At 61.1% G+C, this 16,396-nt stretch carries 15 protein-coding genes; 10 read left to right on the top strand and 5 right to left on the bottom strand.

The features are described 5' to 3' along the window. Positions 1–3: 3 nt before the first annotated feature. Positions 4–3,042 (bottom strand): dermonecrotic toxin domain-containing protein, encoded by a 3,039-nt coding sequence (locus HX815_RS30195; RefSeq protein ID WP_177029424.1) that lies wholly within the window; start codon positions 3,040–3,042, stop codon positions 4–6. A gap of 69 nt (positions 3,043–3,111) precedes the next feature. Then, complete coding sequence (locus tag HX815_RS30200) at positions 3,112–4,008, bottom strand: LysR substrate-binding domain-containing protein (protein ID WP_003219287.1); 897 nt, start codon at positions 4,006–4,008, stop codon at positions 3,112–3,114. 109 nt (positions 4,009–4,117) lie between these two features. Here HX815_RS30200 and HX815_RS30205 point away from each other — a divergent pair, with 109 nt between their 5' ends. The 8 genes from HX815_RS30205 to rpoS all read left to right on the top strand — a co-directional run bounded on the left by HX815_RS30205 (position 4,118) and on the right by rpoS (position 11,238). Further along, positions 4,118–5,230, top strand: a complete 1,113-nt coding sequence (locus tag HX815_RS30205; RefSeq protein WP_003219285.1) for an S-(hydroxymethyl)glutathione dehydrogenase/class III alcohol dehydrogenase — start codon at positions 4,118–4,120, stop codon at positions 5,228–5,230. 8 nt (positions 5,231–5,238) lie between these two features. Then, positions 5,239–6,084 carry an S-formylglutathione hydrolase gene (gene fghA / locus HX815_RS30210; RefSeq protein ID WP_177029425.1) on the top strand — a complete coding sequence of 282 codons (846 nt, stop codon included), beginning with the start codon at positions 5,239–5,241 and terminating at the stop codon, positions 6,082–6,084. A gap of 54 nt (positions 6,085–6,138) precedes the next feature. Next, positions 6,139–6,612 (top strand): 2-C-methyl-D-erythritol 2,4-cyclodiphosphate synthase, encoded by a 474-nt coding sequence (gene ispF, locus HX815_RS30215; RefSeq protein WP_003219282.1) that lies wholly within the window; start codon positions 6,139–6,141, stop codon positions 6,610–6,612. Continuing rightward, positions 6,609–7,667 carry a tRNA pseudouridine(13) synthase TruD gene (gene truD, locus HX815_RS30220; protein WP_003219280.1) on the top strand — a complete coding sequence of 353 codons (1,059 nt, stop codon included), beginning with the start codon at positions 6,609–6,611 and terminating at the stop codon, positions 7,665–7,667. Before ispF ends, truD begins: the two co-directional genes overlap by 4 nt. Then, positions 7,655–8,404 carry a 5'/3'-nucleotidase SurE gene (surE, locus tag HX815_RS30225; RefSeq protein WP_003219278.1) on the top strand — a complete coding sequence of 250 codons (750 nt, stop codon included), beginning with the start codon at positions 7,655–7,657 and terminating at the stop codon, positions 8,402–8,404. Before truD ends, surE begins: the two co-directional genes overlap by 13 nt. 41 nt (positions 8,405–8,445) lie before the next feature. Then, a complete protein-coding gene (locus HX815_RS30230; RefSeq protein ID WP_010176736.1) occupies positions 8,446–9,081 on the top strand; it encodes a protein-L-isoaspartate(D-aspartate) O-methyltransferase in 636 nt (211 codons plus the stop codon). Positions 9,082–9,291: 210 nt separating this feature from the next. Next, positions 9,292–10,128 (top strand): peptidoglycan DD-metalloendopeptidase family protein, encoded by an 837-nt coding sequence (locus tag HX815_RS30235; RefSeq protein ID WP_032898924.1) that lies wholly within the window; start codon positions 9,292–9,294, stop codon positions 10,126–10,128. A gap of 105 nt (positions 10,129–10,233) precedes the next feature. Beyond that, on the top strand, positions 10,234–11,238 hold the full coding sequence (rpoS, locus tag HX815_RS30240) for an RNA polymerase sigma factor RpoS (RefSeq protein WP_003219274.1): 1,005 nt from the start codon (positions 10,234–10,236) through the stop codon (positions 11,236–11,238). A gap of 205 nt (positions 11,239–11,443) precedes the next feature. Here rpoS and HX815_RS30245 read toward each other — a convergent pair whose 3' ends face one another. Continuing rightward, positions 11,444–11,653: a cold-shock protein gene (locus HX815_RS30245; RefSeq protein WP_002554837.1), complete on the bottom strand. Its 210-nt coding sequence runs from the start codon at positions 11,651–11,653 to the stop codon at positions 11,444–11,446. A gap of 378 nt (positions 11,654–12,031) precedes the next feature. On the opposite strand from HX815_RS30245, the gene dcd reads away from it, so the two are divergent. Continuing rightward, positions 12,032–12,598, top strand: a complete 567-nt coding sequence (gene dcd / locus HX815_RS30250) for a dCTP deaminase (protein WP_003219273.1) — start codon at positions 12,032–12,034, stop codon at positions 12,596–12,598. Between the two features lie 107 nt (positions 12,599–12,705). Further along, positions 12,706–12,909: a hypothetical protein gene (locus HX815_RS30255; RefSeq protein WP_003219272.1), complete on the top strand. Its 204-nt coding sequence runs from the start codon at positions 12,706–12,708 to the stop codon at positions 12,907–12,909. 31 nt (positions 12,910–12,940) lie between these two features. On the opposite strand, the gene pdeM is transcribed toward HX815_RS30255, so the two are convergent. Both pdeM and HX815_RS30265 read right to left on the bottom strand, forming a co-directional pair. Then, a complete protein-coding gene (pdeM, locus tag HX815_RS30260) occupies positions 12,941–13,597 on the bottom strand; it encodes a ligase-associated DNA damage response endonuclease PdeM (RefSeq protein ID WP_177029426.1) in 657 nt (218 codons plus the stop codon). Next, positions 13,597–16,074: a ligase-associated DNA damage response DEXH box helicase gene (locus HX815_RS30265; RefSeq protein WP_177029427.1), complete on the bottom strand. Its 2,478-nt coding sequence runs from the start codon at positions 16,072–16,074 to the stop codon at positions 13,597–13,599. The genes pdeM and HX815_RS30265 overlap by 1 nt, the downstream gene beginning before the upstream one ends. Between the last annotated feature and the right edge of the window lie 322 nt (positions 16,075–16,396).

A 16,396-nucleotide genomic window follows, 5' to 3' on the forward strand; every position in this document is an offset into this window, starting at 1 on the left:
CGCTCACACCGTCATCTGTTCAACCCCGGCCGGGGTCTTGAACTCATCCACCAGCGCCTGAATGCTGTCGAACGGTTTGCCGTCCACGGCCCAACTGGGCGCGCTGATGGCGTATCGGCTGCCCTGTTGATCGATCCTGAAATGGCGTACGTCGCCTCGCCGTGAACGGTAGTGAAGGTGTGCCGGTGTCGTGACGGTTGCCGGTGTCAGCATGAACTGGCCTGGCTTGGTCAGCAGCGTCTGTGGCGTCCTGGCCTGGGGCTGGGAGGGGGCGGGCGCCGGTTGCGCCGGGCGTTGCAAGCTGGCGCGGTCCACCCGCAGGACCAGGTTGGCCTTGACCGTTCCCTCACCCTTGCCGATGCCCAGGCTGGCGGTGCGTCCCGTGTCCACTTCGACGCCGAGGTGCCCGCCAGCCGCTGCATCCTCGATCCGCAGGCCGATGCTGCCGGTGAGTTCGGCGATCCCCGGAATCCCTTTGTAGGTATTGGTATGGCTGTCACCCACCAGTGCGACCCATTTTCCCGGGCGCGGCTTGGTGGTCTGGATCCATTGAATCACCTCGGTGGCGTAGAAGTTCATCATGCGCTGGCGCAAGTTGTCGGCGGTGTCGGGCACGTCGCGCAGCATGTAGCTGACAGTGCAGTCGATCGGCTGGATTTTGATCCCGGCGTCACGGGCTGCGGTGACGATGTTGACGAACGAGTAGTGCCGGTCGCGCAACGGCGGGTAGATGTTGTTGAGGAAGCCCTTGAGTTCCTCGGGCATCACCGCGCTTCGGGTACGGTAGAACGCCTTGAGCAAGGGCATGTGTACATCTGTCAGCAGATGCTCGAAATAGAGGCGTTTGACCCCCTCGCTGGCCAACAGCGGCATGTTGTTGATCAGGAACGCCTTGCTCGACAGGGCTCCATGGCTTTCGCCGATCACCAGGCCGTCGCTGGCGTGCAGCAGTTTTTGAATGATGGTCGGCTGCGATTCATTCAGGCTGAGCCTTGGAAGCACCGGCCGCATCGGTGAAAACGACAAGTTGGCAAAGAATATCGTGGCATCTTCAGACAGCTTGGTTCTTTTCTCGAAAAACAACTTGCGGGTGTCTTTCACCGGCTGGGCACCGCTGCCCACGGGTTCAAGGTTTTCCGAAAACGAACTGGTGTCGGTGAGCATCTCCGAAACGGTCTCGCGTGCGGGGGGTGGCATCTCGTAGGCACTGTAGAACGTCGAGTGTTGCGGGCCGCCGAACAGCGTGTAGACCCTTTGCCAGGCATTGCGAAATGCGCCTCCGCCGGCCAGCCCGGCCGTGCGCCACTTCAGGTCGGCGCTCTGGATGGCATACAGGCCGGTGGATTGCAGCGTGTTTGGCGCGTTGGGAGCCATTACGAACAGTTCGAAGAAGCCTGATTCATTGGGGGTCTTGTAGGTCAGGTACAGGTCGCCGTGAATCCGGATGGTCTGCAGGCCGCCGGGAGTCATCCGTGGGCTCAGGGTGCGCGTCTCGGTGTTGGCCGCCATGGAGGTTTCGTTGATGGCGCTGACGCTGATCCGGCCCGCATCCTGGCGTACTGCCGGGCCCAGGGTGGGGCGCAGGCTTTCGAGGCCCTTGAGCCCCTTGGACACGCCATGGGCGACCACCGGCAGCGCGTTAAGGGCGCCGAATACAATGCGCTCCTTCGCGTGGGGTTTGCCGCGCAGCAGGTCGTCGGCACCCACCACCATTTCAGTCGCGCCGGAGGTCAGGAAGCAAAATTCCGCCAGTAGTGCGTTGCCCATGGCCAGTGCCACGGGAACCGCCAGGATGCAGGCTTTTTCCAGGGCATCCAGGGTGTCGGCCTTGAGCGTATCCAGGGGCGAAATAAAGCTTCGCGCCGCTACTTTTGCAAGGCGTACCCTGATCTGCCGGGCGATGAACTCAAACGGGTTACTGCCCAGTGCCGGATACATCGGGTTATTGATGTACTGCTCGGGATCCCAGTAGTTATCGGCCCGCAGGCTGTTGAACAAACCCGGGGAGGTTGCCGGCTTCGGAAACACCGCCATCCCCACCAGTGCCTCCTCCACGCCGCTGTAGATCAGGCCGGAGTCGATGGCGTCCTCGTCGAAGTGTTGGGTCAGCGCCTTGCGTTGAGTGGCGTCCCTTGCCGTTTCCACCAGCCAACTGCGCATGTCTGCCGGGTTATTGAACCCATGGAAGGGCGAGGAGTTGCCCGGGATATAGAGCAGGGTCACCTGGCTTTGGTTATCGGTGATGGTCAGGATGTCGGTGGATTCGCTGTTGTGAACGCGCAATAGCCGCAGGGACAGGTTTGGGTCGAGGCGATAGGGCTCCTGGAAATCCTCCAGGGTGAGGTTGTCGTGGTTCTTGTCGATGCCGATTCCCGCCGCCCGTGCCGCCAGCTGTCTCTCTGCCACGGTCAGGGTGAACTCATGGAACTGTTCCAGATAGGCTTTGGTGAACGCGATGCGCATCAGGGTGTTGTAGTTTTCCCGGTGGTTGTTCCAGAACTTGCCGATCGCCTCGTCGTAGGTTTGTTCGAAATGGCTTGAGTTAACGATGAGCCTGAAGGTTTTTGGTGAAATCTGCAGCTGCGTGCTCGGGTCGTAAACCTGGGGCTGGCTTTGCAGATACAGCGCCTCATAACGCCTTGGCGGGATCCAGCCCGAGACGATGAACTCTTCGTTGAACATTGCCGGAATCCGGTTATCCATCAAGCGCGGCAGCTCGCTGACAATATTGAAATAAGGTGCAGTGGTGGAAAACCCGGTGGTATTGAGCATGCCGCCCGGGGGCTGGGGCGCATTGCAGACCATGGCCTCGGTCAGCGACATCGACTGGATCACCACGGCGGTGAAGGCCGCGTTGGGGTTGTCGGTGTTGTATTCGAGGGTGGCGAGGAGGGTGGTGTCCGGGTCGAACTCGACCTGGCTGAGGGGCTGTACCCGCTCGCGGATCAACTGGGCGGCGATTCGCGAAGGTACGGGAAAATCCGCCAGGACCTTGCGAACGAAATGACTGATGCGCTGGAGTTGCGGGCCGTTGGTTATCATGGGGGTGCCTGGTTACGCAGTAAAAAAGGCTATTTACCGGCACTCAGGCGCTGCATGGGCGGTAGCAGTCTATCTCAGGTAGACGGGATGGTTGCCCAGGCCCTCCTTGAGAAAGTCCACCAGTTTTCGCACCTTGGGCGAAAGGTGGCGTTGTTGCGGGTACAGCGCCCAAACCGCGGTGTTGGGCGGTTGATGGGCTTCGAGTAACGACACCAGTGCGCCGCTGTGCAAATGCTCCAGCACGTAATAGTCCGGCAACTGGCAAAGACCGACACCTTGCAGGGCCGCATCCAGCACCGCTTGCCCGCTGTTGCAGCGCCAGTTTCCCTGTACCCGCTGGGAAAATTCGCGCCCGTCCTGGGCCAGTTGCCAAATATCCGAGCTGCCGATCAGGCAGTTATGCCGGCTTAACTCCGACAAGCTATGTGGCCGCCCGTACCTGGCCAGGTAGGACGGTGACGCGCACAGGTACATACGCCGCGGCGCGAGGCGGCTGGCAACCATGCGCGAATCCGCCAGGCGCCCGAGGCGAATCGCCAGGTCCAGGCCTTCGTGCACCAGGTCCAGCTGGCGGTTGGTCAATTCCACGTCCACGCGCAATTGCGGATAAAGCGCCATGAACCGCGTCACCAGCGGCACGATAAAACGCTCGCCGTAAGCCACTGCGCAGGTCATGCGCAACATTCCCTTGGGCTCGCTGGCCAGGTCGCCCACGGCGCGCAAGGCTTCTTCGCGACCGTCCTGCAATCGCTGGCAATGTTGCAGGAAGGTCTGGCCGGCTTCGGTCAGTGTCACCTTGCGCGTGCTGCGATACAGCAAGCGTGTTTGCAGGCGCTCTTCCAGTCGCGCGACCTGGCGGCTGATATGGGACGACGACACGCCCAGGCGCTCGGCGGCCGCGGTGAATTGGCTGCATTCGGCCACGGCGACGAACTCGTCGATGCCCTCCCAGCGGTTTTCCAGCATGCTGATTGTCCCTGTACGGCAATAATGTTTTGCTTTTGTCTGGATTATTAATCAGATGAGCATGTTTTACACTGCCGGCCTTACGTTTTTAACCCGATGGAGAAACCGGATGATCAAGTCCCGCGCGGCCGTAGCCTTCGAAGCCAAGAAACCCCTCGAGATCGTTGAAGTGGATGTGGCCATGCCCAAGGCGGGCGAGGTGCTGTTGCGGGTGGTGGCGTCCGGTGTGTGCCATACCGATGCCTACACCCTGTCGGGCGCGGACCCGGAAGGCATTTTCCCGTCGATCCTCGGCCACGAAGGCGGCGCCGTGGTTGAAGCCATCGGCGAAGGCGTGACCTCGGTGGCGGTGGGCGACCACGTGATCCCGCTGTACACCCCGGAATGCGGCAAATGCAAATTCTGCCTGTCGGGCAAGACCAACCTCTGCCAGGCGATTCGCGCCACCCAGGGCAAAGGCCTGATGCCCGACGGTACTTCGCGCTTTTCCTACAAGGGCCAGCCGATTTTCCACTACATGGGCACTTCGACCTTCTCCGAATACACCGTGCTGCCGGAAATCTCCGTAGCGAAGATCCCCAAAGAAGCGCCGCTGGAAAAAGTCTGCCTGCTGGGCTGTGGCGTCACCACCGGTATCGGTGCAGTGATCAACACCGCCAAGGTCAAGCCAGGCGACACCGTGGCCATCTTCGGCCTTGGCGGCATCGGCCTGTCGGCGGTGATCGGCGCGGTGAAAGCCAAGGCCGGCCGCATCATTGCCATCGACATCAACCCGGCCAAGTTTGAAATCGCCAGGCAGCTGGGTGCCACCGACTGCATCAACCCGAAAGACTACGACCGCCCGATCCAGGACGTGATCGTCGATTTGACCGATGGCGGCGTCGACTTTTCCTTCGAGTGCATCGGCAATGTCCAGCTGATGCGTGCGGCCCTTGAGTGCTGCCACAAGGGGTGGGGCGAGTCGGTGATCATCGGTGTGGCCGGTGCCGGCCAGGAAATCGCGACCCGTCCGTTCCAACTGGTCACCGGCCGCGTCTGGCGCGGTTCGGCGTTCGGCGGCGTGCGCGGTCGCAGCGAGTTGCCAAGCTATGTGGAAATGGCCCAGACCGGTGAAATCCCGCTGGATACGTTCATCACCCACACTATGGGCTTGGAAGATATCAACAAGGCGTTTGACCTGATGCATGAAGGCAAGAGCATCCGCACCGTCATTCACTTCTGAGGTCGGCCATGAGTCTGGAAAACCTGTCGTGCCAGAAAAGCTTCGGCGGCTGGCATAAACGCTACAAGCATCATTCCGACGTGCTGGGTTGCGACATGACCTTCGCCGTGTACCTGCCGCCGCAAGCGGAGCAGGGCGGCAAATTGCCGGTGCTGTACTGGCTATCGGGCCTGACCTGCACCGATGAGAACTTCATGCAGAAGGCCGGCGCGCAACGCATGGCAGCCGAGCTGGGGTTGATCATTGTTGCGCCGGACACCAGCCCGCGCGGCCCCGGTGTGCCGGGTGATCCGGACAACGCCTGGGACTTTGGCCTGGGCGCCGGTTTCTACCTGAACGCCACCCAGGAGCCCTGGGCCCAGCACTATCGGATGCATGACTACGTGGTGCAGGAGTTGCCTGCATTGGTCGAGGCGCATTTCCCGGCGTCGGCCAAACGCGGGATCAGCGGCCACTCCATGGGCGGCCACGGCGCGCTGGTGTGTGCCTTGCGCAACCCGGGGCGTTATCAGTCGGTGTCGGCGTTCTCGCCGATCAACAACCCGATGGATTGCCCGTGGGGCCAGAAGGCATTCTCCCGCTACCTGGGCGAAGAGCGCTCGAAATGGCGCGAATGGGATGCCTGCGTGTTGATCAGCGAAGCCTCGGTAAAGCTGCCATTGCTGGTGGACCAGGGCGACCGCGACGATTTCCTCGCGGTGCAGCTCAAGCCTGAAGCGTTGCAACAAGCGGCCAGGGCGGCGAACCATCCGCTGGAGCTGCGCCTGCAACCGGGCTACGACCACAGCTACTTCTTTATCGCCAGCTTCATCGAAGACCACTTACGCCATCACGCGCGCGCTTTGCTCGGTTAATGTGAGGCAAAAGTAGGTAGAATCACGCCCTGAATTAAATCGGGGCGTTTTTTTATGCGTATTGGCCACGGCTATGATGTGCACCGTTTCGCCGAAGGCGATTTCATCACCCTGGGCGGCGTGCGGATCGCGCACCACCACGGGTTGCTGGCTCATTCCGACGGCGACGTGGTGCTGCATGCCTTGAGCGATGCCTTGCTCGGCGCAGCCGCGTTGGGCGACATCGGCAAGCACTTTCCGGACACCGACCCGACCTTCAAGGGCGCGGACAGCCGTGTGCTGTTGCGTCACGTGGTCGGCTTGATCCATGCCAAGGGCTGGAAGGTCGGCAACGTCGACAACACCATCGTCGCCCAGGCGCCCAAGATGGCCCCGCATATCGAAACGATGCGCGCGCTGATTGCCGCGGATCTTCAAGTTGAGTTGGATCAAGTGAACGTAAAAGCCACCACCACCGAAAAGCTCGGGTTTACCGGTCGCGAAGAGGGCATTGCCGTGCACTCCGTTGCCTTGTTGCTGCGCGCATGAATGATCTGCAACTGCTGGGCCCGCGTGCCTATGGCGAGGCCTTGGGCAGCGCTGTTCTGAAGGCCACCGCTGAAGACTTCCAGGTGGATGAAGTGCTGGATATCCCGCTGACCGGCGAGGGTGAACACCTGTGGTTGTGGGTGGAAAAGCGCGGCCTGAATACCGAAGAGGCGGCGCGGCGGATTGCCAAGGCGGCGGGCGTGCCGTTGCGTACCGTCAGCTACGCCGGGCTCAAGGACCGCCAGGCGCTGACACGCCAGTGGTTCAGCGTGCAGTTGCCGGGCAAGGCGGACCCGGACCTGAGCGCGGCTGAAAACGACACCCTGAAGATCCTCAAGACCGGCCGTCACAAGCGCAAGCTGCAGCGCGGCGCGCATTCGGCCAACGGCTTTACCTTGCGCCTGACCCAGTTTGCCGGGGATGCGGCGGCCATCGACGCCCGCCTGCAACTGATCGCCCGGCAAGGCATTCCCAACTATTTCGGCGCCCAGCGTTTCGGCCATAACGGCGGCAACGTCGTCGATGCCCGTGACTGGGCGGCGCGCAAGGCCTTGCCGGAGCAGCGCAATGTGCGTTCGCGCCTGCTCTCGACGGCCCGCAGCTTCCTGTTCAATAAAGTGCTGGCGGCGCGGGTGGCCGACGGTTCCTGGCAGCGCGCCCAGGTCGGTGACTTGCTGGCGTTTACCGACAGCCGCAGCTTTTTCCCGGCGGGGGAGGCTGAATGCAGCGACCCGCGCCTGGCAATCCTCGACCTGCATCCCACCGGCCCGCAGTGGGGCGAAGGTGATTCGCCGGCGGCGGGAGCAACCTTCGCGCTGGAACAGGCGATTGCCGACGGTGAAGCCGAACTGCGGGATTGGCTGGTGAATGCCGGCATGAGCCAGGAACGTCGCATTCTTCGACTGCCCATTGGCGGGTTGACGTGGCATTATCCCGAACCTGACATTCTGCAATTGGAATTCGTCCTGCCGGCTGGATGCTTCGCCACTGTCTTGGTGCGCGAGCTTGTAGATCTGGTGCCGGTGGGGCAGACGGACAGCCCATGCGTATTCTGATATCTAACGACGACGGGGTCACTGCACCCGGCCTTGCCGCGCTTCATGCTGCGCTGGCGGATTACGCCGAGTGCGTGGTGGTTGCCCCGGACCAGGACAAAAGCGGCGCCAGCAGCTCGCTGACGCTCGACCGTCCGTTGCATACACAGACGTTGCCCAACGGCTTTATCAGCGTGAATGGCACGCCGACCGACTGCGTGCACCTGGCGATCAACAGCCTGCTGGACCGCGAGCCGGACCTGGTGGTTTCCGGGATCAACCTGGGCGCCAACCTGGGTGACGACGTGCTGTATTCCGGTACGGTGGCGGCAGCCCTTGAAGGGCGCTTCCTCGGTCGGACCTCGTTCGCTTTTTCGTTTGCGTCCCGTCAATTGGACAACCTGGCGACTGCGGCGTATTTCGCCCGCAAGCTGGTGGAGGCCCATGACACCCTGGTCCTGCCGCCGCGCACGGTGCTTAACGTCAACATTCCCAATCTGCCCCTGGACCACATTCGCGGTATCCAGCTGACCCGCCTCGGCCACCGTGCCCGTGCGGCAGCGCCGCTGAAGGTGGTCGACCCGCGTGGCAGGGAAGGGTACTGGATTGCCGCTGCCGGCGATGCCGAGGACGGTGGCGAGGGCACGGACTTTCATGCGGTGATGCAAGGTTATGTCTCGATTACCCCGTTGCAACTCGATCGCACCTTCAGTGATGCCTTCAGTAGCCTCGATGGCTGGCTGGAGGGGCTGCGCTGATGGCTCGTGAACAAGACGACCTGCTGCGCCGGGGCATCGGGATGACCTCCCAGCGCACCCGCGAGCGATTGATCCAGCGCCTGTATGAAGAAGGGCTGTCCAATGCCCAGGTGCTGGAAGTCATCCGGCGTACCCCGCGGCATCTGTTTGTCGATGAAGCCCTGGCGCACCGCGCCTATGAAGACACAGCCTTGCCCATCGGCCACAACCAGACCATCTCCCAGCCTTATATGGTGGCGCGGATGAGTGAGTTGCTGCTGGCGGCGGGCCCGCTGGACAAGGTGCTGGAAATCGGCACCGGTTCCGGCTACCAGACGGCCGTGTTGTCGCAGCTGGTGGAGCGGGTGTTTTCCGTGGAGCGCATCAAGGTGTTGCAAGACCGGGCCAAGGAACGCCTGGTGGAGTTGAACCTGCGCAACGTGGTGTTCCGTTGGGGTGATGGCTGGGAAGGCTGGCCGGCACTGGCGCCATACAACGGCATTATCGTCACCGCGGTGGCGACCGACGTGCCCCAGGCCTTGCTCGATCAACTGGCTCCCGGCGGGCGCCTGGTGATTCCGGTGGGCTCCGGCGAAGTGCAACAATTAATGTTGATCATTCGCGAGGAAGAGGGCTTTTCCCGGCATGTGCTCGGCGCCGTGCGTTTTGTCCCGCTGCTCAACGGTCCGCTGGCCTGATCAATTATTTCTGCGTACTGAATTCTATTGCCGGGTATGTGTCTTACAGCGGGGTCTGTTGAGTCCACACCATCAGCCGTCGGAGTTAAACATGATGAAATTTTCTTTAGAGTCGTGTTTCCAGTAAAAACCCAACGGCCAGTTATACTTGCGTCATATTTCAAGCCTGATACAGGCGTTCATAGTCAGCCACCACAAAGGGAGCGGCGGGTGAGTCTCACGGTCATTGCACAGCGTATGAGTCAAACAAGCTTTCAGCGACTGGTGATTGGCCTTGTCTTGAGTTCCTTGCTGGCGGCTTGTTCAAGCACGCCATCCGGTGGCGCGCGGGTGGTCGACCGCAATAATGCGGTACCGCAGAAACCTACCGTTACCACTGGCCAATACGTCGTGCGCAAGGGCGATACGATGTTCTCGATCGCCTTTCGTTATGGCTGGGATTACAAGGCGCTCGCCGCCCGTAACAACATCCCTGTGCCGTACACGATACATCCAGGTCAGACCATTCGTTTCGATGGACGAACCGGTTCAACACCGACCGCGGTTGTCACAAACACGGCTTCTTCGCCGTCGTCTTCGAGCAAGACCACCATCATCACCCGGCCTGCAGGCACCGCCGCGCCTAGCGTTGCGAGCAAGCCGGCACCTGCGCCGATGCCGCCGGCGGGGCCCGCACCGACCGGCTGGGGATGGCCCTCAAATGGCATCCTTATTGGAAAATTCTCTTCAAACGGTAGTTTGAATAAAGGCATTGATATCGCCGGGGATTTGGGACAGCCTGTTTTAGCTGCGTCTGATGGGACAGTGGTGTACGCCGGGAGTGGTTTACGGGGCTACGGCGAGCTGGTCATCATCAAACACAGCGATACCTACGTCAGTGCCTACGGTCACAACCGCAGGCTGTTGGTTCGGGAGGGGCAGCAGGTCAAAGTCGGACAGACAATTGCCGAAATGGGGTCAACTGGTACAGACCGGGTGAAACTGCACTTTGAGATTCGCCGCCAAGGGAAGCCTGTTGATCCGCTGCAATTCCTTCCCCGTCGTTGATGTGTTGCACAGCCTGTTCCTCACGTAGTAGGAACAGGCTCCAGCGTTGCCAAGGATAAAGGCGTCGCTTGAGCTTGAGGTCGAACTCACCAAAGGACTATAACAATGGCTCTCAGTAAAGAAGCGCCGGAGTTTGACATCGACGATGAGGTTCTCCTTATGGAGACTGTCATCGATACGGAATCGATGTCGAATGAGGGACCTGCTGTACCTTCAGTTCGCACCAAATCCAAGAACTCCACCGCGTTAAAGCAACACAAGTACATTGATTACACACGGGCGCTCGACGCGACTCAGTTGTACCTCAATGAAATCGGCTTTTCCCCTCTGCTCACTCCCGAAGAAGAAGTCCATTTTGCGCGCTTGTCGCAAAAGGGCGATCCGGCTGGGCGCAAGCGCATGATTGAAAGCAACCTGCGACTGGTGGTGAAAATCGCCCGGCGCTACGTCAATCGTGGGCTGTCCCTGTTGGACTTGATCGAAGAGGGCAATCTCGGCCTGATCCGGGCGGTGGAAAAGTTCGACCCTGAGCGGGGCTTCCGCTTTTCGACCTACGCCACCTGGTGGATTCGTCAGACCATCGAACGGGCGATCATGAATCAGACCCGTACGATCCGGTTGCCGATCCATGTGGTCAAGGAGCTCAACGTCTACCTGCGGGCGGCGCGTGAGCTGACACAGAAACTCGATCATGAACCTTCGCCTGAAGAAATCGCCAACCTGCTGGAAAAACCGGTGGGAGAGGTCAAGCGCATGCTCGGTCTCAATGAGCGGGTGTCTTCTGTCGATGTCTCGCTGGGTCCGGATTCGGATAAAACCCTGCTGGACACCCTGACCGATGATCGTCCTACGGACCCATGTGAGTTGCTGCAGGACGACGATCTGTCGCAAAGCATCGACCAGTGGCTTTCGGAGCTGACGGACAAACAGCGTGAGGTGGTGATTCGCCGCTTCGGGCTGCGCGGCCACGAAAGCAGCACCCTGGAAGATGTTGGCCTGGAGATTGGCTTGACCCGTGAGCGGGTGCGGCAGATCCAGGTCGAGGGCCTCAAGCGCTTGCGCGAGATCCTCGAGAAGAATGGCTTGTCGAGTGAGTCGTTGTTTCAATAAGCGGCGCAGGATGAAATGTGGGGGCGGGCTTGCTCGCGAATACGGTGTTTCAGTCAGCCTATCTGGCGACTGATTCACCGCTTTCGCGAGCAAGCCCGCTCCCACATTTTTTTGTGCATGGAATTACATCGTGTGATTGGCAAATCCCGAGCACAAAAAAAGCCCCGCTTTTGAGGGCGGGGCTTTTCGACTAAATCAGTACAAGTTAGATAACTTGAACTTCTTCAGCTTGCATGCCTTTCTGACCGCGGGTAGCGATGAAAGAAACCTGTTGGCCTTCTTTCAGGCTTTTGAAGCCGTCGGATTGGATAGCTTTGAAGTGAACGAACAGGTCGTCACCGGATTGTGGAGTGATGAAGCCGAAGCCTTTTTCATCGTTGAACCACTTAACGGTACCAGTTTGGCGATTAGACATGGTGTATCTCCTTGGACAAAGTTAACTGCGACTCAGGAAAAGCCCTGGCCGAGACTGAGTGCAAAGAGCAGGAAAAATTCTTGGAGATGGTTGGATCGAAATTCAACATATCGTGTAGAGATTCTCAGTGACACAAGCAGCACAGTGGCGCCACCTTAACCCTTTTTCCGGAACGTGCCAATGGTATTTCCGAAGGTTTCTCTATTTTCGTGACTGGCGGCACCCTGATACCGCACCAACACCCCACGATTGAAGGTGCGCCCCGCCCAGCAGGGGCTGCGCGGCGCCAAGAAAAACAGCCGCCCCTTTGAACCACGGGGCCAGCCCCGGTAAGATGCCCAACAGAATTTTTTCACCTCGCTATTCAGGACACCCGCCATGAGCATCAAATCGGACAAGTGGATTCGCCGCATGGCGCAAGAGCACGGCATGATCGAGCCCTTCGTGGAGCGCCAGATGCGTGGCGAAGGCGCTGAGCGGCTGATCTCGTTCGGGGTTTCCAGCTACGGCTACGACGTACGCTGCGCCGATGAGTTCAAGGTGTTCACCAACATCAACTCGGCAACCGTCGATCCGAAAAACTTCGACGAAAAAAGCTTCGTCGACGTCAAGAGCGACGTCTGCATCATCCCGCCAAACTCCTTTGCCCTGGCGCGCACCGTCGAATTCTTCCGTATCCCGCGTAATGTCCTGACTATCTGCCTGGGCAAAAGCACCTACGCGCGCTGCGGCATCATCGTCAACGTGACGCCGCTGGAGCCGGAATGGGAAGGGCACGTCACCCTGGAGTTCTCCAACACCACCACCTTGCCGGCAAAAATCTACGCCAACGAAGGCGTGGCGCAGATGCTGTTCTTCGAATCCGACGAAGAGTGCGAAGTGTCCTATAAGGACCGTGGCGGCAAGTATCAGGGCCAGCGCGGCGTCACTCTCCCACGCACTTGATCGAATCGTCTTACAGGCTAAGGGAATTTGTCAGCGGGCATGCACTCTATTGGGTGTACTGCCCCGACGCGTGCACAACGCGCCGGGCCACGCTTGAGGAGTCCCCTATGAAGCTCGATCCGCGAATCAGCGCCGAACTCGCCCGGCTTGAACCCAACCAGATTGGTGTGATGGCCTGGTCCTTGATGGCCGATCCCGCCGCAGGCGGCATTCCCGGCCAGCCAGGTCCCGATGATCCCTGGCCCAACCAGCCTGAAGAGCCTGGCGAACCCACTCTCCCTGACGAACCGCCTCCCGCCCCTGTGGCCTGATTTCCTGCACGTGTCGCCAATGGTCAGTTGCTCAACGCACTGGCCATACTTCCTGGTCTCCGATCACGAAGATCCGGCTGCCTTCTTCCTGCGTCACTGAATAACCCCCGGTAAAAGCGCCGAACGCCGGTAGTAGGCTGACTTGGTTGCCGATCAGGAAGCACGGCAGGCGCAAGCTTTGCCGGCCCTTGCCCCGCAGGCGATACACCGGATGCACGTGCCCGGCCAGCACATGGTGGCTGGCATGGGCGTCGGGCTCGTGCTGCAAGGCAAACGGGCCCATCAGCAAGGGTTCGGTCACCACCTCAATGTTCAGATCGCCGGGCGGGTCGCCAGCGCGTTTGTCGTGGTTACCGCGAATCAGCGTGAGCGCCACGCCTGCATGACGCTCACGCCAGGCTCTCAGGGCGTTCAGGGTGCCGCTGGCGTGAGAGCCGGGCCCGTGGAGAAAGTCGCCGAGAAAGATCACCTGCACGCCGGGGAAAGCCGCCAACAACCGGTCCAGGCACTGCAGGTTGGCCGTCGTCGTGCCCTGTGGCACTGGCTGGCCCAGGCTGCGATAGGCCGACGCCTTGCCAAAATGCGCGTCGGCGATCAGCAGGCACTTTCTCGCAGGCCAGTACACCGCCTTGTCCGCCAGCAACCACAGCGCTTCTTCCGCCAGATGTATCGGGTAATGAGCGGGCATCAGGGCTTCCCGTTATCGGCGACTTTTTCCAGATCCTTGACCATCCGCGCAATCCGCTCCGAGAGTTTTTCCGAGCTCAGGCTTTCCCGAAAACGTTCCACCAGCAGCGGAAAGGCCAACGGCGTAGGCCGTTTGATGTGATGCAGGTCCAGCTTCAACCCAGACAGGTGGCGCAAGGTCTCTTCCAGGCGACGAATATCCAGCTCATCCCGCAGGACTTCTTCCCCGGCCTGGGTCAGCAGCAGGTTCTGCGGGTCATATTGCTTGAATACCTCAAAGAACAAACCGCTGGAAGCCTGGACCTGACGCGTACTTTTCGGCGCGCCCGGATAGCCTGCGAACACCAGCCCGGCGATCCGCGCGATCTCGCGAAAACGTCGCAGGGCCAGTTCACCGGCATTCAGGCTGGCTACCACGTCATCCAGCAGATGATCCGCGCTCAGCAGTTCGCCGCCCAATAACTCAGGCCAATCCACTTCGGTGGCACTCAGCAGTTCCAGCCCATAGTCATTGACCGCAATCGAGAACGTCACCGCCTGCTGCCGGCTGACGCGCCAGGCCAGCAGGCTCGCCAGCCCCAGATGCACCTGGCGCCCGGCAAACGGATACAGGAACAGATGCCAGCCCTCCCGGGACTTGAGGGCCTCGGCCAGCAAGTGATCGCGGGTCGGCAGTCCGGACCAGCGCAGCTGGGTTTCCAGCAAGGGTTGCACCGCTTGCATCTCCGGGCCGAGATAGTGACCGTGGGCAGCCGCATCAAAGCGCTCGACCACCGCCTGGGCCAGCTCGTTGGAAAGAGGCATGCGCCCGCCGTTCCAGCGTGGCACGGCAGCCTTTTTCGCGGTGCTGCGCTTCACATAAGCCGTCATGTTTTCCACCCGTACCAACTCCAGCAAGCGGCCGGCGAACAGGAAACCATCCCCTGGCTTAAGTCGTGCAATAAAGCCTTCCTCGACACTGCCCAGGGTCTTGCCACCGCCGCCTTTGCTCCAGAATTTCAGCTGGATGCTGGCGTCGCTGACGATCGTACCCACGCTCATGCGATGGCGCCGCGCCAGGCGTGCGTCGGGGACGCGCCAGATGCCGTGTTCGTCCGGCTCGACCCGGCGGTAATCCGGGTAGGCCGTCAGCGACAGGCCACCATGGCGCACGAAGCCCAGGGCCCAGGCCCAGTCTGCTGCGCTCAGGTCACGATAGGCCCACGCGGTGCGCACCTCCGCCAGCAGCTCATCCGGCACAAAGCCGCCGCCCAGCGCCATGCTCACCAGATGCTGCACCAGCACATCCAACGGCTTGTGAGGCGACTGGCGCGCTTCTATGCGCCGTTCAGCGATGGCGTCCTGCGCGGCAGCGGCTTCCACCATTTCCAGGCTGTGGGTTGGCACCAGCGTGACACGCGAAGGCCGGCCCGGTGCGTGGCCGGAGCGCCCTGCGCGCTGCATCAGCCGGGCTACGCCCTTGGCGGAGCCAATCTGCAGTACCCGTTCCACCGGCAGGAAATCTACCCCCAGGTCCAGGCTCGACGTACACACCACGGCCTTCAGTTGCCCCTCCTTCAGGGCTCGCTCCACCCAGTCCCGGGTTTCCCGGGACAGCGAGCCGTGGTGCAGGGCAATCACTCCGGCCCAGTCGGGGCGCGCGTCGAGCAGGGCCTGGTACCAGATTTCCGATTGTGCCCGTGTGTTGGTGAACACCAGGCAACTGCTGCTGGCATCGACTTCGGCCACCACTTGCGGGAGCATTTTCAGGCCGATATGGCCGGCCCACGGAAAGCGCTCGATAACCGGTGGCAACAGGGTGTCCACTCGCAACTGTTTGGTGGTTTGGCCTTGGACGTTGATCCCGCCGCCTTGTGGGATCAACACCTCCAACGCGTGGGCCTGATTACCCAGGGTTGCGGAAATGCCCCACACAATCAGCTCGGGGTGCCATTGCCGCAGGCGGGCGAGGGCCAGTTGCAATTGCACGCCGCGTTTGTTGCCGATCAGTTCGTGCCATTCGTCCACTACCACCATGCGCAGGTGCGACAGGCTGGGCTGGCTGTCGGCGCGGGCGAGCATCAGCGTGAGGCTTTCCGGGGTGGTGATCAGGGTGGTGGGCAGACGGCGGGTTTGGCGGGCGCGTTCGCTGCTGCTGGTGTCGCCGGTGCGCAGGCCGACGGTCCAGGGGATTTTCAGTGACTCGAGCGGGGCCTCAAGGGCGCGGGCGGTGTCGGCGGCCAAGGCGCGCATTGGGGTGATCCACAGGACGGCCAGCGGTTCGGCGGGGGCTTTGCGTTTGCGGGGCGTGGTTTCGGTGATGGCGAAGCGGTTGAGGGCGGCGAACCACAGGGCGTAGGTTTTCCCGGCGCCGGTGCTGGCGTGGAGCAGTCCCGACTGGCCTTCCTTGACTGCGTGCCATACGTCTTTTTGGAAGGCGAACGGTTTCCAGCCCTTGGCGGTGAACCAGTCTTTGGCGAAGTTGGGGGATTTGGCCATGCTTGGGGCTCTGGGGGGGTAATTCAGAGACCTTTGGGGTGGGGGAAAGGTTTAACTGCGATTTTTTTTGGGGGGGGGTGTATATCCGTTATTTAGGTAACGGCCGCCTATGGTTCCGCTCTTACAGCGGGTCACTTTTGGCAAACGCCCCAAAAGTAACCAAAAGGTCTTTGCCCCACCACTCGGTGCCTCGCCTAGGCTCGGCATGCCCGCACTCCGGCCCGGTTCCGCGGGTCGCCGCGACGGGCCATCCATGGCCCGGCGCGGCTAAATCGGCTTCCCTGCCGATTTACCCGCTCCACCGTGCCTACTTGCGGCCATC

This window comes from Pseudomonas sp. E6002 (assembly GCF_013385565.1).
Taxonomy (GTDB): Bacteria; Pseudomonadota; Gammaproteobacteria; order Pseudomonadales; family Pseudomonadaceae; genus Aquipseudomonas.

Bases quoted from the DNA above. Each gene is read 5' to 3' on its own strand.
- HX815_RS30195 (WP_177029424.1), bottom strand. From the start codon at position 3,042: ATGATAACCAACGGCCCGCAACTCCAGCGCATCAGTCATTTCGTTCGC.
- HX815_RS30200 (WP_003219287.1), bottom strand. From the start codon at position 4,008: ATGCTGGAAAACCGCTGGGAGGGCATCGACGAGTTCGTCGCCGTGGCC.
- HX815_RS30205 (WP_003219285.1), top strand. From the start codon at position 4,118: ATGATCAAGTCCCGCGCGGCCGTAGCCTTCGAAGCCAAGAAACCCCTC.
- fghA (WP_177029425.1), top strand. From the start codon at position 5,239: ATGAGTCTGGAAAACCTGTCGTGCCAGAAAAGCTTCGGCGGCTGGCAT.
- ispF (WP_003219282.1), top strand. From the start codon at position 6,139: ATGCGTATTGGCCACGGCTATGATGTGCACCGTTTCGCCGAAGGCGAT.
- truD (WP_003219280.1), top strand. From the start codon at position 6,609: ATGAATGATCTGCAACTGCTGGGCCCGCGTGCCTATGGCGAGGCCTTG.
- surE (WP_003219278.1), top strand. From the start codon at position 7,655: ATGCGTATTCTGATATCTAACGACGACGGGGTCACTGCACCCGGCCTT.
- HX815_RS30230 (WP_010176736.1), top strand. From the start codon at position 8,446: ATGACCTCCCAGCGCACCCGCGAGCGATTGATCCAGCGCCTGTATGAA.
- rpoS (WP_003219274.1), top strand. From the start codon at position 10,234: ATGGCTCTCAGTAAAGAAGCGCCGGAGTTTGACATCGACGATGAGGTT.
- HX815_RS30245 (WP_002554837.1), bottom strand. From the start codon at position 11,653: ATGTCTAATCGCCAAACTGGTACCGTTAAGTGGTTCAACGATGAAAAA.
- dcd (WP_003219273.1), top strand. From the start codon at position 12,032: ATGAGCATCAAATCGGACAAGTGGATTCGCCGCATGGCGCAAGAGCAC.
- HX815_RS30255 (WP_003219272.1), top strand. From the start codon at position 12,706: ATGAAGCTCGATCCGCGAATCAGCGCCGAACTCGCCCGGCTTGAACCC.
- pdeM (WP_177029426.1), bottom strand. From the start codon at position 13,597: ATGCCCGCTCATTACCCGATACATCTGGCGGAAGAAGCGCTGTGGTTG.
- HX815_RS30265 (WP_177029427.1), bottom strand. From the start codon at position 16,074: ATGGCCAAATCCCCCAACTTCGCCAAAGACTGGTTCACCGCCAAGGGC.